We start from the raw sequence: 17,295 nt of genomic DNA on the forward strand, positions 1-17,295 counted from the left end.
CACCCCCACCCTTGATTTTCCCCTTATGGTTTTGTAATTACCCACTCAAAGTAGCGATGAGCCAATTTTTTTTATATTATTTTTCATTATAGCACAGAGAAGATTATTACCTGTTTAATTTATAAAAAGATTGGTAATTCTAATGACCGGATATTTTTTGAAAATTGGATTTAATAATTCAGATTTTATACTGTTTTTATAAAAACATTTATATTTTATATATTTGCTCTCCTTTGATAGATTGAGATTAAATTTGGACATTTAACTAATTTTTCATTGGTTTTTTGAGAATTATAGAATGACTTTTTATATTCACTCACCATAATAAAAATAACCTATATAAATAGGGTTATGTTTGGCTGGTGGATGATGGTTTTGAAAAAATTTGTAATACTATTTCTTTTTTGTAGTATAGGGATGTTCATTTCCGGAGTTTTGGGAGCCGGAATGCATATCCCTACGGTGAAAGAGGGGCTGTTGGAAACAGAGGGGTGTTATATCGGAGCATATATGGGGGGAAATCAGGGATCAAACAATGCCATGTGTGTTAATTACTACATGAAGGCACAGGGTAATCCATATGAAACTCAGATCCTTGACCATCCCAATGAATACGGGGAACGTAAATCAGATAACCTGACAGAAGAATTAAAAGAAACAGATACAGGTATTGAAACCTTCCGTGCAGGCGTAGAAGCAATAAACTCGGGTTCAGGAGAAAAGCAGCTCCTATTCTCCCGTTATTATGACCTATTATATTATCCGGATAATAATTATGGAAAAATTCCTTACACAGAATCACCTGCCCCTTATGTCTGGGTTGAAAAAGTCCTGGAGCAGGGTGGTGTTCCGGTACTTATCCTTTATCCCTGGGGATTACAAAAAAACGGACTTTTGGATCTTACCGCAATGAATTCATATTCTACTCCTATGAGTGGAACAGATATTATGAAAGAAGTCGCCGTGAAATGTGATGCCCTCAGTAAAAAATATCCGGATTCAAATGGAAAACCTGCTACAATCCTTATCTGTTTTGGTTTGGAGTGTAATGCACAATTAATTGTAAATCCAACCAACAATGATACTGTTGATAATGAAAATAAGAAAGCCTGGCGTAACATGTTTCGATCCGCTTACACAATTGTTAATGCCAATGCCAATCCCTCGGTCCAGGTGGTTTGGGCCGGAAATGTAGCCCAGTTAAAAGAGGATAGAATATATTACTGGCCTGGTACGGCTGATAACGGCACCCAGCTAAGTCAGGATTATGTTGACTGGGTAGGGATGACCTGGTATCCCTGGAAGAAGGGACCGACTAATCTTGATGATCTCTCCGGATTTTATAATTATTATGCAAAGAACCGGACTCATCCAATGATTTTCATGGAAACCAGTGCAGACGGAAATGGAATCCCAGCTGATGAATTAGAACTGAAAAAAAATCAGGTTACCTACCTCTATAACCGGAACACTCTGGCAAAATATCCGAACATTAAGGGTATTATCTGGTTTAATGTAATAAAGGGAGAGGATAATACCAATAATGCTTTGGTTACCAAAAATTTCCTGATTCCGGATGGAAACTGGAATAACCAGAATGAGAGTACTATAAAACCCGGTTTTATCTATTCCAAAATAAATCAGAAACTTATGATGAGCAGTTTATATCCGGATGCTGTGAGTGATTCTTACTTCCTTGGATCATCATCCACTGACCTATCTGCAGATTTTGACCTTTCCGTAGATTATAATTCGATGACAGTAACCTGCACAGACACCAGTACCGGAATAGGGATTCAATCGTGGAGCTGGGATGTTGATGGAGATAATATTCCGGAATATTACACACAAAACATAGTTCATCAATATTCATCTGCCGGACAATACCCAATTACTCTAATTATCTCAAACGGACAACAAACTGAAACTTTAACCCAGTATTGTACTATTCCCTCCCCTGTTTCTGAAAGAGGCTGTTTTATTCATATTAGTTCTGTTCCGACAAAAGCAGAGATATGGATTGATAACACCGAGAAAGTCGGGGTTACATCAAATAACATGATGCTCAAGCACCTGGTTCCGGGAGGGGGACATATTGTTACACTTAGAAAAGATGGATATAAACCCTGGACCGGATCATATTACCTGAAATGGCCACAGATTCGCTTCTTTGGTCGTGTGATTCTTGAACCACTATAAGTTTTTATTAAAAATGGAGTGCTCATCATTAATGTATCGTAATGCTTTCGGATAAATTCGGAATGTTTTTTTTATTTTGAAATTTCCTAAATGAATTAATTTTCAGATTTTCTAATATTCATTGAAATATCTTAAGATGTTTGTTATTGTTTTTGAATATCGAAGGTATAGAGAAGGTAATTTTAAGGCTTTACATTAAATTCAATTCGAAAATTAAAAATCTCAATTTTAAGATCCAACCAGTGTCTATATCATAAATATTTTTCTCTATTTCGTTAAAATGAACTAAATGTTCAGAATTTTCCAAACCTGGATTACCAGAAAGGGTTTTATCTCTTCATTCTAATGCGTTTTATCATGGACGTAAATCTTATTTGTTCAATGTTTGAAGGATTACCAAGACAAGGACCCGGAATGGATGAAGCAACGGCGTTTGCTTTTTCCTTCCTTCCTTCGGATGCCAAACGGGGGAAGATCCTGGATATTGGCTGTGGATCAGGTATGCAGGATCTCGCTCTGGCAAGGATCTGTCCGGACTGTGAGATTACTGCATCAGACATCCATCAGCCATTTCTTGATGATCTTTGTGACCGGGCAAAAAAAGCCGGACTTGACGGAAGAATTACAACCCGGCAGGCATCAATGGACAACCTGCCGTTTGATGATGAGTCTTTTGATATCATCTGGGCAGAAGGGTCGTCGTTTATCATCGGAATATTGCCGGCTCTTCAGACTTGGAAGAAATTCTTAAAGCCGGATGGATATATGATGATTTCAGACCTTACCTGGTTTACTGATTCTCCATCAGAGGAATGTAAAAAATTCTTTAATGAAATATCTCCGGATATGTTCTCGATTTCTCAGATTGAAGAGATGATCCAAAAAGAAGGGTATTCACTCATCGGTTCATTCCGGCTTCCGGATACCGGTTGGTGGAATAATTTTTACACCCCGCTGGAATCAAAGATAGAGATGCTCAAAAATAAATTTGCAGATAACCAGGATGCACAGTTTCTTATTGGGGGATTCGAAAAGCAGTTAGAGATTTTCCAGAAGTATTCAAAAGAATATGGATACACCTATTTCATCATGAAAAAAACCAATCCGGATATCGGAAAGTAGGAGGGAATAAAGGACAATTTTCTCATAAATAGATGTAAAGAATAATTCCCTCTTTTATCGGTTTTTAAATGATTATATATGAGGTAGTCCTTAATACGCTAAAAAAGTTAAAAAAATTTCTCACGGGCAGATAGCAAAAACCCGGGCCGGAAATCCGGATCCTTTCAGGGGTTTTGGGAATGTAACCACAATAAGACAACCTGATTCAGGAACCTGGTCTAGGTTTGTCAGGAGTTCAATCTGGTATTTATCCTGTGAAAGAATGTATGTCTCAAGCGGGTACTGATCCTGGCTGACAACAGTGCCTTGGTCTGTATCGGTTGTTTCATGTCCGGATGCAGTGATATTACAATCTTCGAAGAGATAGGTGAGGACTTCTTTGCTCCAGCCTGGATAATGTGCAACACCTTCAGGATCCATATTCTGCATTGCATTCTGATCAGGCCAGCGTTTTGACCAGTCTGTTCGGAGAGCTACAAAAGAACCTTCAGGGATCTGACCATTCCTCGTCTCCCAGTCCCTAACATCATCCATTGAAACGGTATAATCTGAATTTTCTGCTACCTTTTCATGAACATCTATCACAACCAGGGGGAGAATCATCTCCCGGGGACTTATCTCATCAAGGGTCCGGAGACCTTTGACAAAATGTGCAGGAGGATCAACATGAGTTCCCCATTGACCGACAAGGGAATAATATTGCAGGTAAAAGCCTGATCCAAGAGTTCCATTTCCGGGTTCATAGGAGTAGAGCGTTTCTACCTTCTCATCCGGATCTCCTTTCCAGTGAGGGATACCGGGATAAAAAGTATGGGTAAGATCTACGAAACGACAATCCTGCATTTGTTCCCATAATGGAGTGAGATTATCAGTAGTAGAAACTACCGCTCCAACCGGTGAAATTGCCCAGATAAGGATACTTATACAGATAAAGAAAAGTTCAGTTATCCGTGATATCATATATTAAAGACATTTTGATAGTTGATAATGAATCGGAAATGGTTTTTCATTCATCATGTGTCAGAATTTATCTTTGAATAAAAAGAGACGAAAAATTTTCAGAAATTACTCCCTGAAAATAATCATTTTTCTAAATTTCCGGAGATGGAAAGAGAGTATTTATTTTTCACTCCTGGTATCTTTTTAAATTGGAGATTCATTCATTGCAAGAAAATTCAGGGCATTTTGTCCGTATTGGACCGGAGCCACGTGATACCCGGTATGGGGAAGACCCTTGAACCGAACAAGCCAGGAACCATTAATCTGTCCGGCAATCTTAAGAGAAACAGAATCTGGAGTCAGGATATCTTCAGTTCCGACGACTAACATTACATCCTTATCTATACTGGAAAGCCCGTCGTAAGATCCGTTCCATTCAAGGTTTGCTATTGCTTCATTCCGGATACCCTGAGTCTGTGTAGAATTGTTTGCTTCTGCTTCAATAATTCCGAGTAGTACCTTTGTTTCCGGAATCCGGACACTATAGGTATTGGAGTCCAGTATCAGTTTTTTAACCCTGTCAGGATGATCAATAGCCAGTTGCTGTGAAGTGGATGAGCCCATGGAAGCACCATAGACATGCATACTGTCATATCCAAGAGCAGACATCAGTGCTGCAGCATCGCCTGCGTATTGGGAAATTGAAGGCGAAACATTGTCATCACTACTATATCCCATTCCCCTGTGATCATAGGTATAAACATGGTATTTCGAGGAAAGGATACCGATAAAGGTTTCATTCCAGTCATCCATGGTCGCACCAAATCCTTCTATCATCAGAAGAGGCTCTCCGGAACCAAATTCTCTGTATCCAAGAGTTACGCCATTAACTGTAGCATATTGAACCGGAGTTTTCTCGAATGATACTGATTGAATTTCCGTTCCGGTCAAATCCGGTTTTTGATCAAAGTTCGTAAATACGACGAATCCGCAAATTATCAGGAGAAGAGCGGTAATTATGATGCTGGTTATACATTTTGGCATGTGATTCATGGTTATCGTTCCGATATAAGATGAATTTGTTATAGAATAATGTATATCAGACCACTTACAACCGTATTAAATTACTTCTCTTCGGTAATGAATACATATTTTTATCTCTCCTGGTATCATTGACCACTATATCATATCTCTCGGGTGATAATTCGTGGGTTGTTGGTTATATCGTATCTATATCAGGCCATTCCCCAATTTTTTATCATTAAAAATTCAATTATCCGTTCATATCTTTTTAAACATCCATTTTTCCAGTTTTAATAAAAACTCCTGGTCCGATTAATTCATCCATCTGGAAAATGACATTACTCTATATCTTTCATGAATGTGCAAAAAGTAAATACTGTTCTAATTGTACTGGTACTCTGTTATTTAGGGATATTTCAGGTATGTAATCAGGATCAATGCCCGGTGAAGGTATCAGATCCTGATCTTCATCATACTGGTATTTCATCATATTTTGAGGAGATCAGAAATAATCCGGACGAACTCATAAAATTTTTTAAGGAGATGCCAAAAGGGGGAGATATCCATATCCATGCATCAGGTGCGATGCATCCGGATGATATCATCAATATATCTGTAAACCATGGACTGTTCGTAAATCCGAAAGACGGACTGTTAGTGGACCTGGTAACCGGACAGCCTTATAACTATTCTGATACTTCTCGTCTGGTCCCGGTATCCAACGTATATACGAATTCCACCCTTTATTCTGACCTTGTCCGGTCCTGGACGATGAAAGGTTTTCCATTCACTAACCAGTCTGGTCATGACTGGTTTTTCAATACGTTTGATCTCATTGATCCGGTAACATATTATAATGGAGATGTTTTTGCCACTATTCGTGACCGGGCTGCTGAAGAGAACATACTCTATCTGGAACTGATGACCTCACAGACCAATGGGGATGATGTAAGAGATGTGCTATCAGGTGCTCCTTGGAATGATAATTTTTCTCAGATGAGGGATGATCTCCTTTCCGCCGGCCTTTCAGAGATATGTGAGCGAAAGGTAGGCAAACACTCATCATATGATGAGATATCCGGGGAACTTTCTCATCCGGATGGAAAAAACGTAACAATCCGGTATATATATGAGGCTCTCAGGTTCTATCCTAAAAAAGAGGTTTTCACTGATCTCCTCCAGGCATTTGAGATTGCAAACCAGTCACCGGTAATTTCAGGGATCACCCTGGTCGGTGATGAGGCAGATCAATATTCCGCAGATGATTATCATCTTCATATGGAGATGATTGCGTATCTCCATTCGGTATACCCGGATGTCAGAATTGAGCTTCATGCCGGAGAATTAACAAATGAGATTACAGACCAAAACGTTCTCCGGTTCCATATCTCTGATGCAATCACAACCGGGAGTGCCTCCAGAATCGGCCACGGAGTATCCATCCGGGAGGAAGAAGGCTGGGAAAAAACTCTTGAACTCATGAAAGAGAAGGATATTCCGGTTGAGATATTGCTTACCAGCAATGAACAGATTCTCAATGTCAGTGGTCCGGAGCATCCGGTTTTTATTTACCTCTCTCATGATGTCCCGGTAATTCTTGCAACCGATGATCCGGGTGTTGAAAATACGAACCTGACTCAGGAATATGTAATATTTACTCTGAATCATCCGGACATCCCATATGAAGAGATTCGGGAGATTAATAAGAATAGTATCCGGTACTGTTTCCTTTCTGAATATGAGAAGGCAGAACTCCTTAGCCGGTTAGAGAACAGCCTGGTAGAGTTTGAAAAAGAGATAATTCAACAATAAAACCCATGAGAATAAATTGGTGATTTTTTTTTATTTATATAAATGTCTTTATTATAATCCTCTTAGCAGTAATCATCACAATCAAATATACATTGAGAATCACCATGACAATCTCCTATGCATTTTTCTAATGGTGAGATTGAATTGTGAAAATTTTCCGGGATATTATTTATCATTTCAAGATACAATCCGGTACTATTGAAGAGTTTTTCATCCAGTTCCTTAAGATTTACGGTATCCTGTGCATAGGACGTGAGGACTTCTCCATCATAGTAATCAAGCGGTTTTACTTTCAGGGTAAGATTATCGTTGTTATCTGAAATGGAGAGGTTTTCAATCTTTACTATGGAGGCTGTTTTCATCTCCGGAGAAGAAAAAATGGTAATTGCATCAATGGGAAGGACCGCATACTTAAGCAAACCTACAGAAATCTGACTGGTGTTGTCTTCTTTTGTGATATTCACTTTCTGGTCCGGATTGTCCAGAGTAATAACCATCATACCATCTGTGCCATTCACAATCTGGCTTTCTCCTCCGGTAAGGGTAGCCAGGTATCCGGGAGAGTCTGCAGCAAAGCAGGTTCCAGTCAGAGAAATCAGGAGAACTATCATGAGAACTCCGGTTCCAAGTTTGGTATACATAGTATCTATACCACTTTTTATCTCCGGTGTATATGATTATGCTGAAAAATTTTTTGAATAATTGGTGATACAAAAAAGAAAAAACCATATTCAGCTCATTTGAAGAGAAATAAATCATAATACTTTATGATCAGACCGATACCGGACTTTCTACCCGAAAAAACCTTGATGCCACTCTGCCTGATATAAAAGAAAACATCACTCTTCACTATCTGACTAATCTTATAATTACAGAATTGATACATCAGGTACAAAAGATTCCTCCGGATAGTATAATTCTCCTTCAGATATTTAACCGGGATATATCCGGAAAAGTAATTACCCATGAGGAATTTGCTGAACTGGTATCATCGCAAACAAATGTTCCCGTCTTTGGCAACAGCGAACTGATGCTGAATCATGGGATTTTGGGGGGAAAAATAACAACCGGATTTGATCATGGAGTGAAAGCGGGAGAACTTGCAACCTGGGTTTTAAACGGTGAGCCAGCCGGTTCTATCCCGATTGTGAGGTCCAGCCCGAACAGGAACATTTTTGATTATACTCTCCTATCCAAACACCAGATTCCTGAAACCAGTCTTCCACCGGAAAGCGAGATTATCAATAATCCGGCCCAGACGAACGTCCCAATCTGGGTATTATATATTACCGTCGTAATTATCGTATTATGTAGCATTATTATCCTGATTCTTCTCTATCACTTACAGGTCCGGAAAAGAACAGAATCAGATTTACGAAAAAATATTTCTGAACGAATTATCGCAGAGGATAACCTGAAAAGAGACGAATTAAGACTAGAATCTCTCATCCATCTTCACCAGTATCCAGGTCATTGTATCCAGGAAATTAAAAACATACTTTTCTCCTACCGGAACTTTTAATTAGATTCTGAATTTTATAATATCACGGTATACAATTGGGGAGGGTTAAAAAATGTTTCTTGATAATATCCCGATGAAAAGAAAGTTAATCGGTGGGTTTTTCTGTATTGTGATACTTGCCCTTGCCATTGCCTTTATTGGGTACATATCGATGGGGGATATGACCAATAAGGCCCAGGCAATGTATGATGAAAACCTGGTCTCACTCGATCAACTATTAAATGCGGATAACAGTTTTCTTAATATCCGGATTAATATTTACAAGACTGTTTTTGCAAAAGATGAGCGGAAAGATAAATTTGAAGAGATCGATGCTGAAATAGAAAATATTTTAGGTAAATTAAAAACCTATCGTTCAGAATCCCGTTCAGATGAGGAAATTGCTCTTCTGGATGAATTTGATTCAAACTGGGCGGTATTTGAAAAGAAACTAAGATCTGTTATCGATGATATGAATGCTGGTCGCGAAGAAGCGGCACTTGAAGGGATTTATAGTGATGATTTCGCAACTCCACGAGACACTGCCCAGGATGCCCTTGATAAGTTAGAGGCATATAATCAGGAACAGGCACAAAAACTTAAAAATGAAATAATTCAGACCTATCAGACTTCATCAATCATCTTCCTGATAATCGGTATTTTCGCTCTTATATTTGGCCTGGGTCTTGCCATTCTTCTCAATAGAAGCATAACTGGTCCCCTTTCCAAGACAGTTAATATGATTCAGGAGATGGGAATGGGACACCTTGGTATGCGGCTTAACATGAGCAGGACTGATGAAATAGGTCAGATGGCAGAAAGAATGGATGCCTTTGCTGAACATCTGCAGACACAGGTCATCGGTTCAATGCAGCAGATAGCACGTGGCGAAAAGGTTACCAATATCTCCATAATGGACGACCAGGATCAGATTGGTCCGGCTCTTCGGGATACTGCAGACACCATTAGCAATCTCATAGATGAAACACAAAAACTGGTCGCCGCTGCAAAAGAAGGAAATCTTACTGCCAGAGGCAATGAATCTGCATTCCGGGGCGGATATAAAGATATTATCAATGGATTTAATGCTACCCTCGAAAATTTAATCGGTCCGATTAACGAAGCAATGAACCTTTCAAAACAGTATGCACAAGGAAATTATTCGTCAAGGTTCTCAGAGTCCCTTCATGTCAAAGGAGACTTTATTCCATTCCGTGATGCTCTCAATACTATAGGAATTGATACCGGCAAGGCAATTTCACATGTAAAACAGGAAGTAGAATCCCTGCTTTCGACGATGGAAGAGACTAATGCAAGTTCTGAAGAGATCGCTGCAGGTTCACATACTCTTGCTTCTAATGCAAACAAGGTTAGTGATTTATCAGAAAATTCTTCGCATGGAATTGACCAGATCCTGAATGCAATGAATGACCTGGCAACAGCAGTATCTTCTGTCGCTACAGAAACCACGAATGTTGCCGGGCTAACACAACAGACAAATACTCTCTCCATCGATGGAACCAAACTTGTTGAAAAAACAGATCAGGGTATGAGGGGTATCAAAGTCTCTTTTGAAGAGACAAACCAGGTAGTAAAAGAGATTGATGATCAGATGGGAGAGATTGGATCGATTGTCGAACTGATTGGTGGCATTGCAGATCAAACCAACCTTCTGGCCCTAAATGCAGCAATTGAAGCTGCACGGGCTGGAGAGGCTGGGCTTGGTTTTGCTGTGGTTGCTGATGAAGTGAAGGCACTCGCCGAAGAATCCCGGATATCTGCTGAACGTATTGCAGGGCTTATAACAATATTGCAGAAAAAATCAAAGAATGTCACCGATTCAATGAATCGTTCCCTGGAGGATGTTACAACAGGTGATAGTGCAGTAAAAGAGATGATGAAGATCTTTGAACAAATCGCTGAATCTATTGAAATAGCCTCAAAACGGGTGAGTGATGTAGCGGCCAATACTGAAGAGCAGGCAGCAACTGTTGAAGAGATTACCGCCAGCGTTCATGAACTGGAGAAACTGACTAAAGATTCGTCACAGGAAGCAATTGCTGCATCAGCTGCCACAGAGGAGATTAGTTCATCAATAGATCAGGTAACAAAGGCAATTTCAGATGCATCCGCTTCAATTCAGAGAATCTCAAATGAGATGAATAAATTTACCACCTCATAACTTTTTTTGCCTTTTTATTTTGCTACAGTATATATGCCACAGTAGAACAATCGCTACCGGAAATAATACTGCCCATGATACAAAGCAGAAGACACAGGCGGTTAACACGAGGCTTATTCCACTGAGTAGCAGGGCTATTTTACTGTCTTTTAGGAGAACAAGTCCTGCTGCACTTCCTCCGATGTAAGTCAGAATGAAGGTGGCATTGGGAAGCTGGATGAGAAATGCCAGTGGAAGATACTCTGTCCTGTAAAGCCCGATTATTGAGAAAAAACAGAGTGAAAGAAATATGAGTCCCCCTACCTGGGTATAATATTTCGGGGATAATCGGGCGAGAAATGATGGGGCATATCCTGTTACTGCTAACGAATATCCAAGACGTGAAGCAGCACCAATGTAGGAAATGGTAGGAGCCAGGCACACGAATAGTCCGGTAATTCCGGTTATTACTGATCCATATGTACCAAATGAGGTTTCTATCAGGTAGAGAAGGGATACATCAGACATTCCCGGTCCATAGGCATGAGTTCCCACCACAACATAGGCGGTCAGGAAGTACAATAGTCCGATAATAATGGATGCAATGATGGTTCCCCGGACAACGTCCCGCATCGGGTTTTCAAACTCCTCGGCAACATGGGTTACTGCTTCCCATCCGATATAACTCCAGAAAAGCAGGGTCGTTGCATAGCCGATACTCATCCATCCTTCCGGAATGAAAGGGACAAAGTTTATTGGATCCACCGAACGAAAACTTCCCAGAATGGCTCCAACAAGGATGCATATGGTGGCTAATACTACAGTAATCTGGACCTGGCTTGTTACCCTCATTCCGACGTAATTTAAAAAGATACCAAAACAGAGTATTGCTACTGCTATTCCAATCCGGAATGACTCTTCTAATCCAAAGGCAAACGCAATATATCCTGCTCCGGTTAGTGCCAGGACCGGAACTCCGATAATGGTGGATACGAGAAAGAACCACCCGATAAGTGAACCAATCTTCTCGTTAAACGCCAGAGTGACAAAGTAAGAAACACCTCCGTCGTTGGGAAACCGGGCAGATAACATACCCATGCAGAGAGCCATCGGTAGTGCAAGGAGGATGATAAATCCCCAGGAGATGAGAGATGCAGGTCCGGCAATCTCTGCTGCAAGGCCTGGGAGAATGAGGATTCCACACCCAAGAACCGCACCGATATATAATGCTACAATATGGTGCAACCGGAGTAAAGAACGGTCAGTGGGTCTGAAAACCATGTATGTTTACTTGTTTGATCGTTATCCAATAAAGTGGCTGCTTGAAACTTGATAGAAAGAGGTGTTGTTATTTAGTGAGTTTAGGAGATATATCCTGAATTTACAGATCAAAAGGGAAGATATAGGAGATTATTTGGCTCTTCCGTATTTCATGTGGGTAGATTTAAAGATAACTTGCCACATCGCAGAAAAATCATGGTAATAAAGTTTTCTATATTCCGATATCCTCGAGCACCTCTTTTCAGCATCTGAATTTTTCCATTGATCGCTTCAACAATGCCATTACTGATCCCATTCTTGACATTATTGAGAATCCCCGTTTTATGATTTTTGAGTGATTTCGCTAATTTAATAAATGGTTCAAGCCGATTATGGGTTGCCCGGCTCTGTCGATTTTTCAAGTGATATAAAAAATCATTTCAGAATCACTCGGTTGTTCTGGTCTTACCCAATGGATTATTCTAATAAAGAGACCTAAATGAAAAAAAAACAGAATATTAGAGAAGGATTTAGTGTGTGATATCACTTGATTTTCAGACAGAGCCGTTGCCCAGAAATACCAATCATTGAATAGATTATTAGCAGTTTCAATATCCAGACAGTTCCACACTTTTTTTAGCCCTTCTTTCATCCGGTAAGCCCTCGCAGTTTTAAGATTCATTTCAGATAGTAATGCAAATTTCTGCCCTTCACTTTTAGTTAACGAATCATTATTTTTTAAACACATAAATCTGGTTTTTCGGAGAATAGGCTGTGTCTTTTGTTCAGTTCTCCTGACCTGATCTACCGCTTCACCTACAAGTTTCATCACATGAAAACGATCAAATGTGTGAACAGCATCAGGAAAATTCTCATGAACCCCCTTGATGAAGGCTTTGGATAAATCAGAACAGATGTCAGTTATTGAATTTGGATCTCCATTATGCTCCTTGAAATCTTCAGAAAATCGCTCTAAAGTCGTATGGTCCTTACCTTCTGTCGCAAATATTACCTTTGAGGATTTCAAATCAACAGCAACTGTGACATAATTATGACCTTTCCGTGATGATGTTTCATCTACACCAATTATCTGAACATCAGAGTAATCTTCTTCTTTTCTAGCCTCATTTATGTAATGTTCTACAACTCTCCAGATTTTTCCATCATCTTCACCAAATAGTTCAGCGATTTTAGAAATCGGCATATCATGACTCATAATTACAATTAGCGATTCCATCAAAAGTGAAAAGCCACTTCGCTGGCGTGCCCAAGGAACATTGACAAGAATTATGCCACAATTTGGACAGGATACACGAGGTGTTCGACAATGGAGATCACAACGATATTGGAAAAAATTGAGATGTCTCCAGGTCTTCTCTTCAGTATCATAACCTTTACAGCCGTCAAGAGAGCATTTTGGACATTCAAAGGTAGATCCCGGATGAAAATCTATCCAAATATCTAATTGTCTAGTTTCCTTACTAAAAGTAATTTTTGTAATATACCAAGGAGATTGAATATTTAGAGCCATTTCAAAGAGTTTCGTATCAATCATATTGTATAATTGGAATGAAATACTATAAATCGGGAGGGGGACTCCGTCCCCCGTCCCGAACCCTCCCCCTTCTCAGGATAGGCTCGTGGGGGTGGATAAACACCCCCACTTCGCGGAGAGTCGGTTCAAAGGAATATTAACTCAAAGTTACCCACACAAAATACAGAAGAGGCGATTATTTTTCATCCCGGAGTTCTATCCAGAGTTCTGATTCCAGAATACTGCCGGGAACATTTGCTTCCATTTCCAGAAATAATTTATATGGAACCGAAAATGTAAGAATATTGGATCCCAATGTTCTCCGGACTGATTTTCTTGCCATTAAATCAGTAAGTCCCACAATAGCATGAGGATTATCAGAATTTTCTTCATTGTATGTACATACTCCGATGGCTTGGCATCCAGCAGCTCCGGCTGCAACAATTACACTATCAGTAATCTGACCACGATGATAGTTTGCCAGAATTGATAATACCGATAATTGATCAGGATTTACAAGAAAAATTATACTCTTAATAACCTCGTTTGGATCTGTAGAAGAAAGTGGTTTAAAGAGAACATATTCAGTTGGAACATCATAGAATGGTAAAGAATTAAGAAATTCTTTGGTAATTGATGGGTTTTTTAAAATCCGCTCTCCTTTTTTAAGCATTTCTTTCTGATGTGGATTGGTTATTGTATTAAGACGGGCATCATAGGCATCCTTATTTTTTGAACCATCTCGTCCATTCGATAGGAAACAGCAAAAGTTTTCTTCATTTCCGGAGGAATGTTTTTCGAAAGGACGACCAAATCCAATTCCCATAGCTCCACCACTACATCCAAAATTATTTCTGGATATTGCAGATACTTTTCCATCCCGTGCTGCTTTTGCATAGTACCACATGAGACATGCCCAGGTTCCAGGTCGAATCTCAAGTGCATCTTCTGGTTTTGTATCGCTCCATACAATCGCGACAGGTTCGGTTTTAATTCCGGCTTTATTAGCAATTTCACTTTTTATTACCATGATTCACTTTCTCTGGATTATAGATTTGTAATAACGCGTTTAATGAGAGAATAGAGGGCCTCTTCCTCTTCTTTTGTAAATCCGGTGAGGACAGAATCATTGATCTGTTCACCTATCCGGATAAGGTCTTCTTTGAGTGCCATTCCGGAAGGCGTAAGAAAACACATCCATTGCCGGTTATCGGATAGATTTTTTTTTCTTATGACTAATCCGGATTCCTCAAGCTTTCTAACTTCCCTGGAGCAGAGGCCTTTGTCAATTTTCAAATCTCTGGTTATTTGCTCCTGATTGGATCCATCATGATTGTAGAGATAACGCAATATTGAATATTGCGAACTTTTTACTTGAAATTCGGATAATTCTTTGTTCAATCGTTTCTGGATAAGCCAATATGCCAGAGTAACATACTTTCCAAAAGGCCCGTCCGTTTCTCTCATGCATTTAGTTGATGTGTCAACAAAATATATAATGTTGATGGGTCAACTATTATTTTAAAATGGATTTTGTAGTGTAATGTTAAAATTAAGTTTCTAGAAACCTGAATACAAGATAGTCCAGGGAGAGCCAGAGTCCTTTCGCCCAAAAATTTAATAAAATCAGGTTACCTGAGCGACCATTTAATTTTTCCCTTATTTTATGGGTTCACATCTCCCAAAATCCTGGAACGACGAATTCATTTTAATGTGAGATATTCGAATATCGGAGTAAGATGTGAATATTGTGTAGTTCTTTTATCACTCTGGTTTTGATCCTTTTTTTATCCATATTGAGAAATGATGTAAAATCCGGATGCTAATTCTCGTAATTTTCTCCGGTGGCTCGTAGAATCATATGATTATCTGCTGTGGACAAATTGGAAATTCAATTTACAATTTGTCCGGAAGGTGTATGTATCTTTAGATAAACCAGTATATTTTCAATTTTTCATTCTAACTACTATATGCCCACTGAAATCGATGAAGAGTCACAATAAATCCGGTTACCAAAGAAAAGGTAATTCTTGATGTAAGGTATTAAAAAAGAAAAAATCAGGTGGGTTTTTATAGTTACACATTTGACATAAAAACCTGAATTTATGAAACGATTTATAATATTTCTCCTCATAGGGTTTCTAACTCTTCCGCTCTTTTGCTTTGGAGCGGTTGTACCGAATGACATTCAGATTATCACAGAAGATTACTATCCTCTAAACTTCGTTGATAATGGAACATTACAAGGCATCTCTGTGGATCTATTCGAGAAGATACTGCAGAAGATGGGAAGTGATATAAACAGGAGTTCATTCAAAGAGCTCCCCTGGTCCGAGGGGTATAACCTGGTAAAAACTACTCCGGATACGGTTCTTTTTACAATCACCCGGACTCCTGAACGAGAGGACGAATTCTTATGGGCAGGGCCCTTCTTTACCGATCGTGATCTCCTCTTTACAAATAACAGTTTCCAACAATCGACAGTTCTCTCAATTAAAAATAATGCATAAATGATGAATTTTTCATTTTTCTGATTCAGCAAATATTACAAAAGTAGTTAACAATTCAGGTTGAGGATATATCTCTCCTTCCTATGACCTACCACACCAAAAGATATGTGTAATTTTCTAACAAAATCATAATTCAGTCGTGATTTTCTTGACGGCTCAAGCTATTGAAGGGAGATATGACGCCAATTCGACAAGTGTCGATTTTATTGATTTAAATTAACTGGCCTGGACAATATCTAGATTTTCATTTTTACCATTTCGAATTACAATTAATGCATCCAGCATGGAATCAATAAAGGCATCAAATCGAAACCATTCACTTTTAATGACAATGGGGCCCCTTTGTTTTTTGCGAAAATGTTCGAACAAAAGGACTACCCAGATGTTTTTTAATAAAAATGAGACAATTGCGAAGAAATATCGAGCCACTGGATTTCGGGTAGAAGTTTTCGGTCGGACAATATTCCTCATCCGGTAAGATGATTCAATCGCAAATCGTGATCGGTAGACACGTTTGACTTTCAGCAAATTCCAGTCGACTCCAAAAACAACAAATCCACAATGTTTCCTTTCAACCGTGCCATCTTTCTTACATCTGGAATTGCTATAACGCAAAATTTCGATTTCTTGTGTTGTTTCTTTATTTTTGTTTAAAGAATACGTGAATTGACGAATTTCTTCATTGGCCAGTAAACCTATCAATTCTTTTCCGCTGGCTTTTACAGGCATTATGTGAGGGATGTTCTCGTTTCGGAGATAATGAAAAATTTCCCATGAGAAAAAGCCTCGATCTAACAAAAAAACCCTAATACCATAGCCTTCAGATCTAATAATTTTAATAATCTGCTGAATATAGAACAATTTATTCATGGAATTTTGGACGGGAAAAACCACTAAAGTCACTCTCCGATTTCGCATTGTTGTATAGAGCGTAATATATGTTTGCGCCGATTCAAAAGTGACCCACCTATATAAGTAAACGCCAATTCAATTTTGACCCACCCCTAAGGTAATCGTCGAAACTCTGCCATCAGCAGGTGGTTGGGGTGATTTCTGTGACTGACATCCACGAGATTCAGCATCTTTATGAAAAACTTGGATCAATTAGAGAAGTGGCACGCGAACTTGGACTCTCACGAAACACAGTAAGGAGGTATTTAAGGGATATTAACGATGTTCAGGAAGGGATTTTAGAAGAATTAAAGCCAGGGACTCGGATCATAATCCAACCTAA

Annotated in this window: 16 protein-coding genes; 7 read left to right on the top strand and 9 right to left on the bottom strand. The window is 39.2% G+C overall.

The window, feature by feature from the left end; all coding sequences use genetic code 11:
* Positions 1–447 precede the first annotated feature (447 nt).
* On the top strand, positions 448–2,199 hold the full coding sequence (locus DLD82_RS00645; protein WP_146199645.1) for a PKD domain-containing protein: 1,752 nt from the start codon (positions 448–450) through the stop codon (positions 2,197–2,199).
* 357 nt (positions 2,200–2,556) lie between these two features.
* Positions 2,557–3,321 carry a class I SAM-dependent methyltransferase gene (locus DLD82_RS00650; protein ID WP_109939190.1) on the top strand — a complete coding sequence of 255 codons (765 nt, stop codon included), beginning with the start codon at positions 2,557–2,559 and terminating at the stop codon, positions 3,319–3,321.
* A 120-nt stretch (positions 3,322–3,441) separates the two neighbouring features.
* Here DLD82_RS00650 and DLD82_RS00655 read toward each other — a convergent pair whose 3' ends face one another.
* Both DLD82_RS00655 and DLD82_RS00660 read right to left on the bottom strand, forming a co-directional pair.
* Positions 3,442–4,281: a cyclase family protein gene (locus DLD82_RS00655; protein WP_109939177.1), complete on the bottom strand. Its 840-nt coding sequence runs from the start codon at positions 4,279–4,281 to the stop codon at positions 3,442–3,444.
* Positions 4,282–4,464: 183 nt separating this feature from the next.
* A complete protein-coding gene (locus DLD82_RS00660; RefSeq protein WP_181391172.1) occupies positions 4,465–5,304 on the bottom strand; it encodes an alpha/beta fold hydrolase in 840 nt (279 codons plus the stop codon).
* A 333-nt stretch (positions 5,305–5,637) separates the two neighbouring features.
* On the opposite strand from DLD82_RS00660, the gene DLD82_RS00665 reads away from it, so the two are divergent.
* Positions 5,638–7,095, top strand: a complete 1,458-nt coding sequence (locus tag DLD82_RS00665) for an amidohydrolase family protein (RefSeq protein ID WP_109939179.1) — start codon at positions 5,638–5,640, stop codon at positions 7,093–7,095.
* Between the two features lie 62 nt (positions 7,096–7,157).
* Here DLD82_RS00665 and DLD82_RS00670 read toward each other — a convergent pair whose 3' ends face one another.
* Positions 7,158–7,736 carry a hypothetical protein gene (locus tag DLD82_RS00670; RefSeq protein ID WP_109939180.1) on the bottom strand — a complete coding sequence of 193 codons (579 nt, stop codon included), beginning with the start codon at positions 7,734–7,736 and terminating at the stop codon, positions 7,158–7,160.
* A gap of 236 nt (positions 7,737–7,972) precedes the next feature.
* Here DLD82_RS00670 and DLD82_RS00675 point away from each other — a divergent pair, with 236 nt between their 5' ends.
* Positions 7,973–8,617 carry a type 1 periplasmic-binding domain-containing protein gene (locus tag DLD82_RS00675; RefSeq protein ID WP_109939181.1) on the top strand — a complete coding sequence of 215 codons (645 nt, stop codon included), beginning with the start codon at positions 7,973–7,975 and terminating at the stop codon, positions 8,615–8,617.
* Between the two features lie 52 nt (positions 8,618–8,669).
* Entirely contained in the window at positions 8,670–10,778 is a 2,109-nt protein-coding gene (locus tag DLD82_RS00680) for a HAMP domain-containing methyl-accepting chemotaxis protein (protein WP_109939182.1), read from the top strand.
* Here DLD82_RS00680 and DLD82_RS00685 read toward each other — a convergent pair.
* From DLD82_RS00685 to DLD82_RS00705, 5 genes are all read right to left on the bottom strand, one after another.
* Positions 10,773–12,038 (bottom strand): APC family permease, encoded by a 1,266-nt coding sequence (locus DLD82_RS00685; RefSeq protein WP_109939183.1) that lies wholly within the window; start codon positions 12,036–12,038, stop codon positions 10,773–10,775. The two genes, DLD82_RS00680 and DLD82_RS00685, sit on opposite strands and share 6 nt — an antisense overlap.
* A 149-nt stretch (positions 12,039–12,187) precedes the next feature.
* Positions 12,188–12,439: a transposase gene (locus DLD82_RS19480; protein ID WP_109939184.1), complete on the bottom strand. Its 252-nt coding sequence runs from the start codon at positions 12,437–12,439 to the stop codon at positions 12,188–12,190.
* On the bottom strand, positions 12,436–13,572 hold the full coding sequence (locus DLD82_RS00695; RefSeq protein ID WP_109939185.1) for an ISL3 family transposase: 1,137 nt from the start codon (positions 13,570–13,572) through the stop codon (positions 12,436–12,438). Before DLD82_RS00695 ends, DLD82_RS19480 begins: the two co-directional genes overlap by 4 nt.
* A 175-nt stretch (positions 13,573–13,747) precedes the next feature.
* Complete coding sequence (locus DLD82_RS00700; protein WP_109939186.1) at positions 13,748–14,581, bottom strand: DUF169 domain-containing protein; 834 nt, start codon at positions 14,579–14,581, stop codon at positions 13,748–13,750.
* A gap of 17 nt (positions 14,582–14,598) precedes the next feature.
* Entirely contained in the window at positions 14,599–15,018 is a 420-nt protein-coding gene (locus DLD82_RS00705) for a MarR family winged helix-turn-helix transcriptional regulator (protein ID WP_109939187.1), read from the bottom strand.
* A 638-nt stretch (positions 15,019–15,656) separates the two neighbouring features.
* Here DLD82_RS00705 and DLD82_RS00710 point away from each other — a divergent pair.
* Positions 15,657–16,061, top strand: coding sequence for a substrate-binding periplasmic protein (locus tag DLD82_RS00710; RefSeq protein ID WP_109939188.1), 405 nt, complete (start codon positions 15,657–15,659; stop codon positions 16,059–16,061).
* A 216-nt stretch (positions 16,062–16,277) separates the two neighbouring features.
* Here the strand turns inward: DLD82_RS00710 and DLD82_RS00715 are convergent, their stop codons facing one another.
* Entirely contained in the window at positions 16,278–16,790 is a 513-nt protein-coding gene (locus DLD82_RS00715) for a hypothetical protein (RefSeq protein ID WP_342764495.1), read from the bottom strand.
* A gap of 317 nt (positions 16,791–17,107) precedes the next feature.
* Here DLD82_RS00715 and DLD82_RS19280 point away from each other — a divergent pair.
* The coding region (locus DLD82_RS19280) for a helix-turn-helix domain-containing protein (protein ID WP_281267954.1) at positions 17,108–17,295 on the top strand (188 nt) is incomplete at its 3' end.

It is taken from the genome of Methanospirillum stamsii (assembly GCF_003173335.1).
In the GTDB taxonomy this organism is placed as follows: domain Archaea; phylum Halobacteriota; class Methanomicrobia; order Methanomicrobiales; family Methanospirillaceae; genus Methanospirillum; species Methanospirillum stamsii.

Coding starts and splice junctions, on each gene's coding strand:
- DLD82_RS00695 (WP_109939185.1), bottom strand. CDS start 13,572: ATGATTGATACGAAACTCTTTGAAATGGCTCTAAATATTCAATCTCCT.
- DLD82_RS00665 (WP_109939179.1), top strand. CDS start 5,638: ATGAATGTGCAAAAAGTAAATACTGTTCTAATTGTACTGGTACTCTGT.
- DLD82_RS00645 (WP_146199645.1), top strand. CDS start 448: ATGCATATCCCTACGGTGAAAGAGGGGCTGTTGGAAACAGAGGGGTGT.
- DLD82_RS00680 (WP_109939182.1), top strand. CDS start 8,670: ATGTTTCTTGATAATATCCCGATGAAAAGAAAGTTAATCGGTGGGTTT.
- DLD82_RS00685 (WP_109939183.1), bottom strand. CDS start 12,038: ATGGTTTTCAGACCCACTGACCGTTCTTTACTCCGGTTGCACCATATT.
- DLD82_RS00715 (WP_342764495.1), bottom strand. CDS start 16,790: ATGCCTGTAAAAGCCAGCGGAAAAGAATTGATAGGTTTACTGGCCAAT.
- DLD82_RS00660 (WP_181391172.1), bottom strand. CDS start 5,304: ATGCCAAAATGTATAACCAGCATCATAATTACCGCTCTTCTCCTGATA.
- DLD82_RS00670 (WP_109939180.1), bottom strand. CDS start 7,736: ATGTATACCAAACTTGGAACCGGAGTTCTCATGATAGTTCTCCTGATT.
- DLD82_RS00650 (WP_109939190.1), top strand. CDS start 2,557: ATGGACGTAAATCTTATTTGTTCAATGTTTGAAGGATTACCAAGACAA.
- DLD82_RS00655 (WP_109939177.1), bottom strand. CDS start 4,281: ATGATATCACGGATAACTGAACTTTTCTTTATCTGTATAAGTATCCTT.
- DLD82_RS00710 (WP_109939188.1), top strand. CDS start 15,657: ATGAAACGATTTATAATATTTCTCCTCATAGGGTTTCTAACTCTTCCG.
- DLD82_RS00700 (WP_109939186.1), bottom strand. CDS start 14,581: ATGGTAATAAAAAGTGAAATTGCTAATAAAGCCGGAATTAAAACCGAA.
- DLD82_RS00705 (WP_109939187.1), bottom strand. CDS start 15,018: ATGAGAGAAACGGACGGGCCTTTTGGAAAGTATGTTACTCTGGCATAT.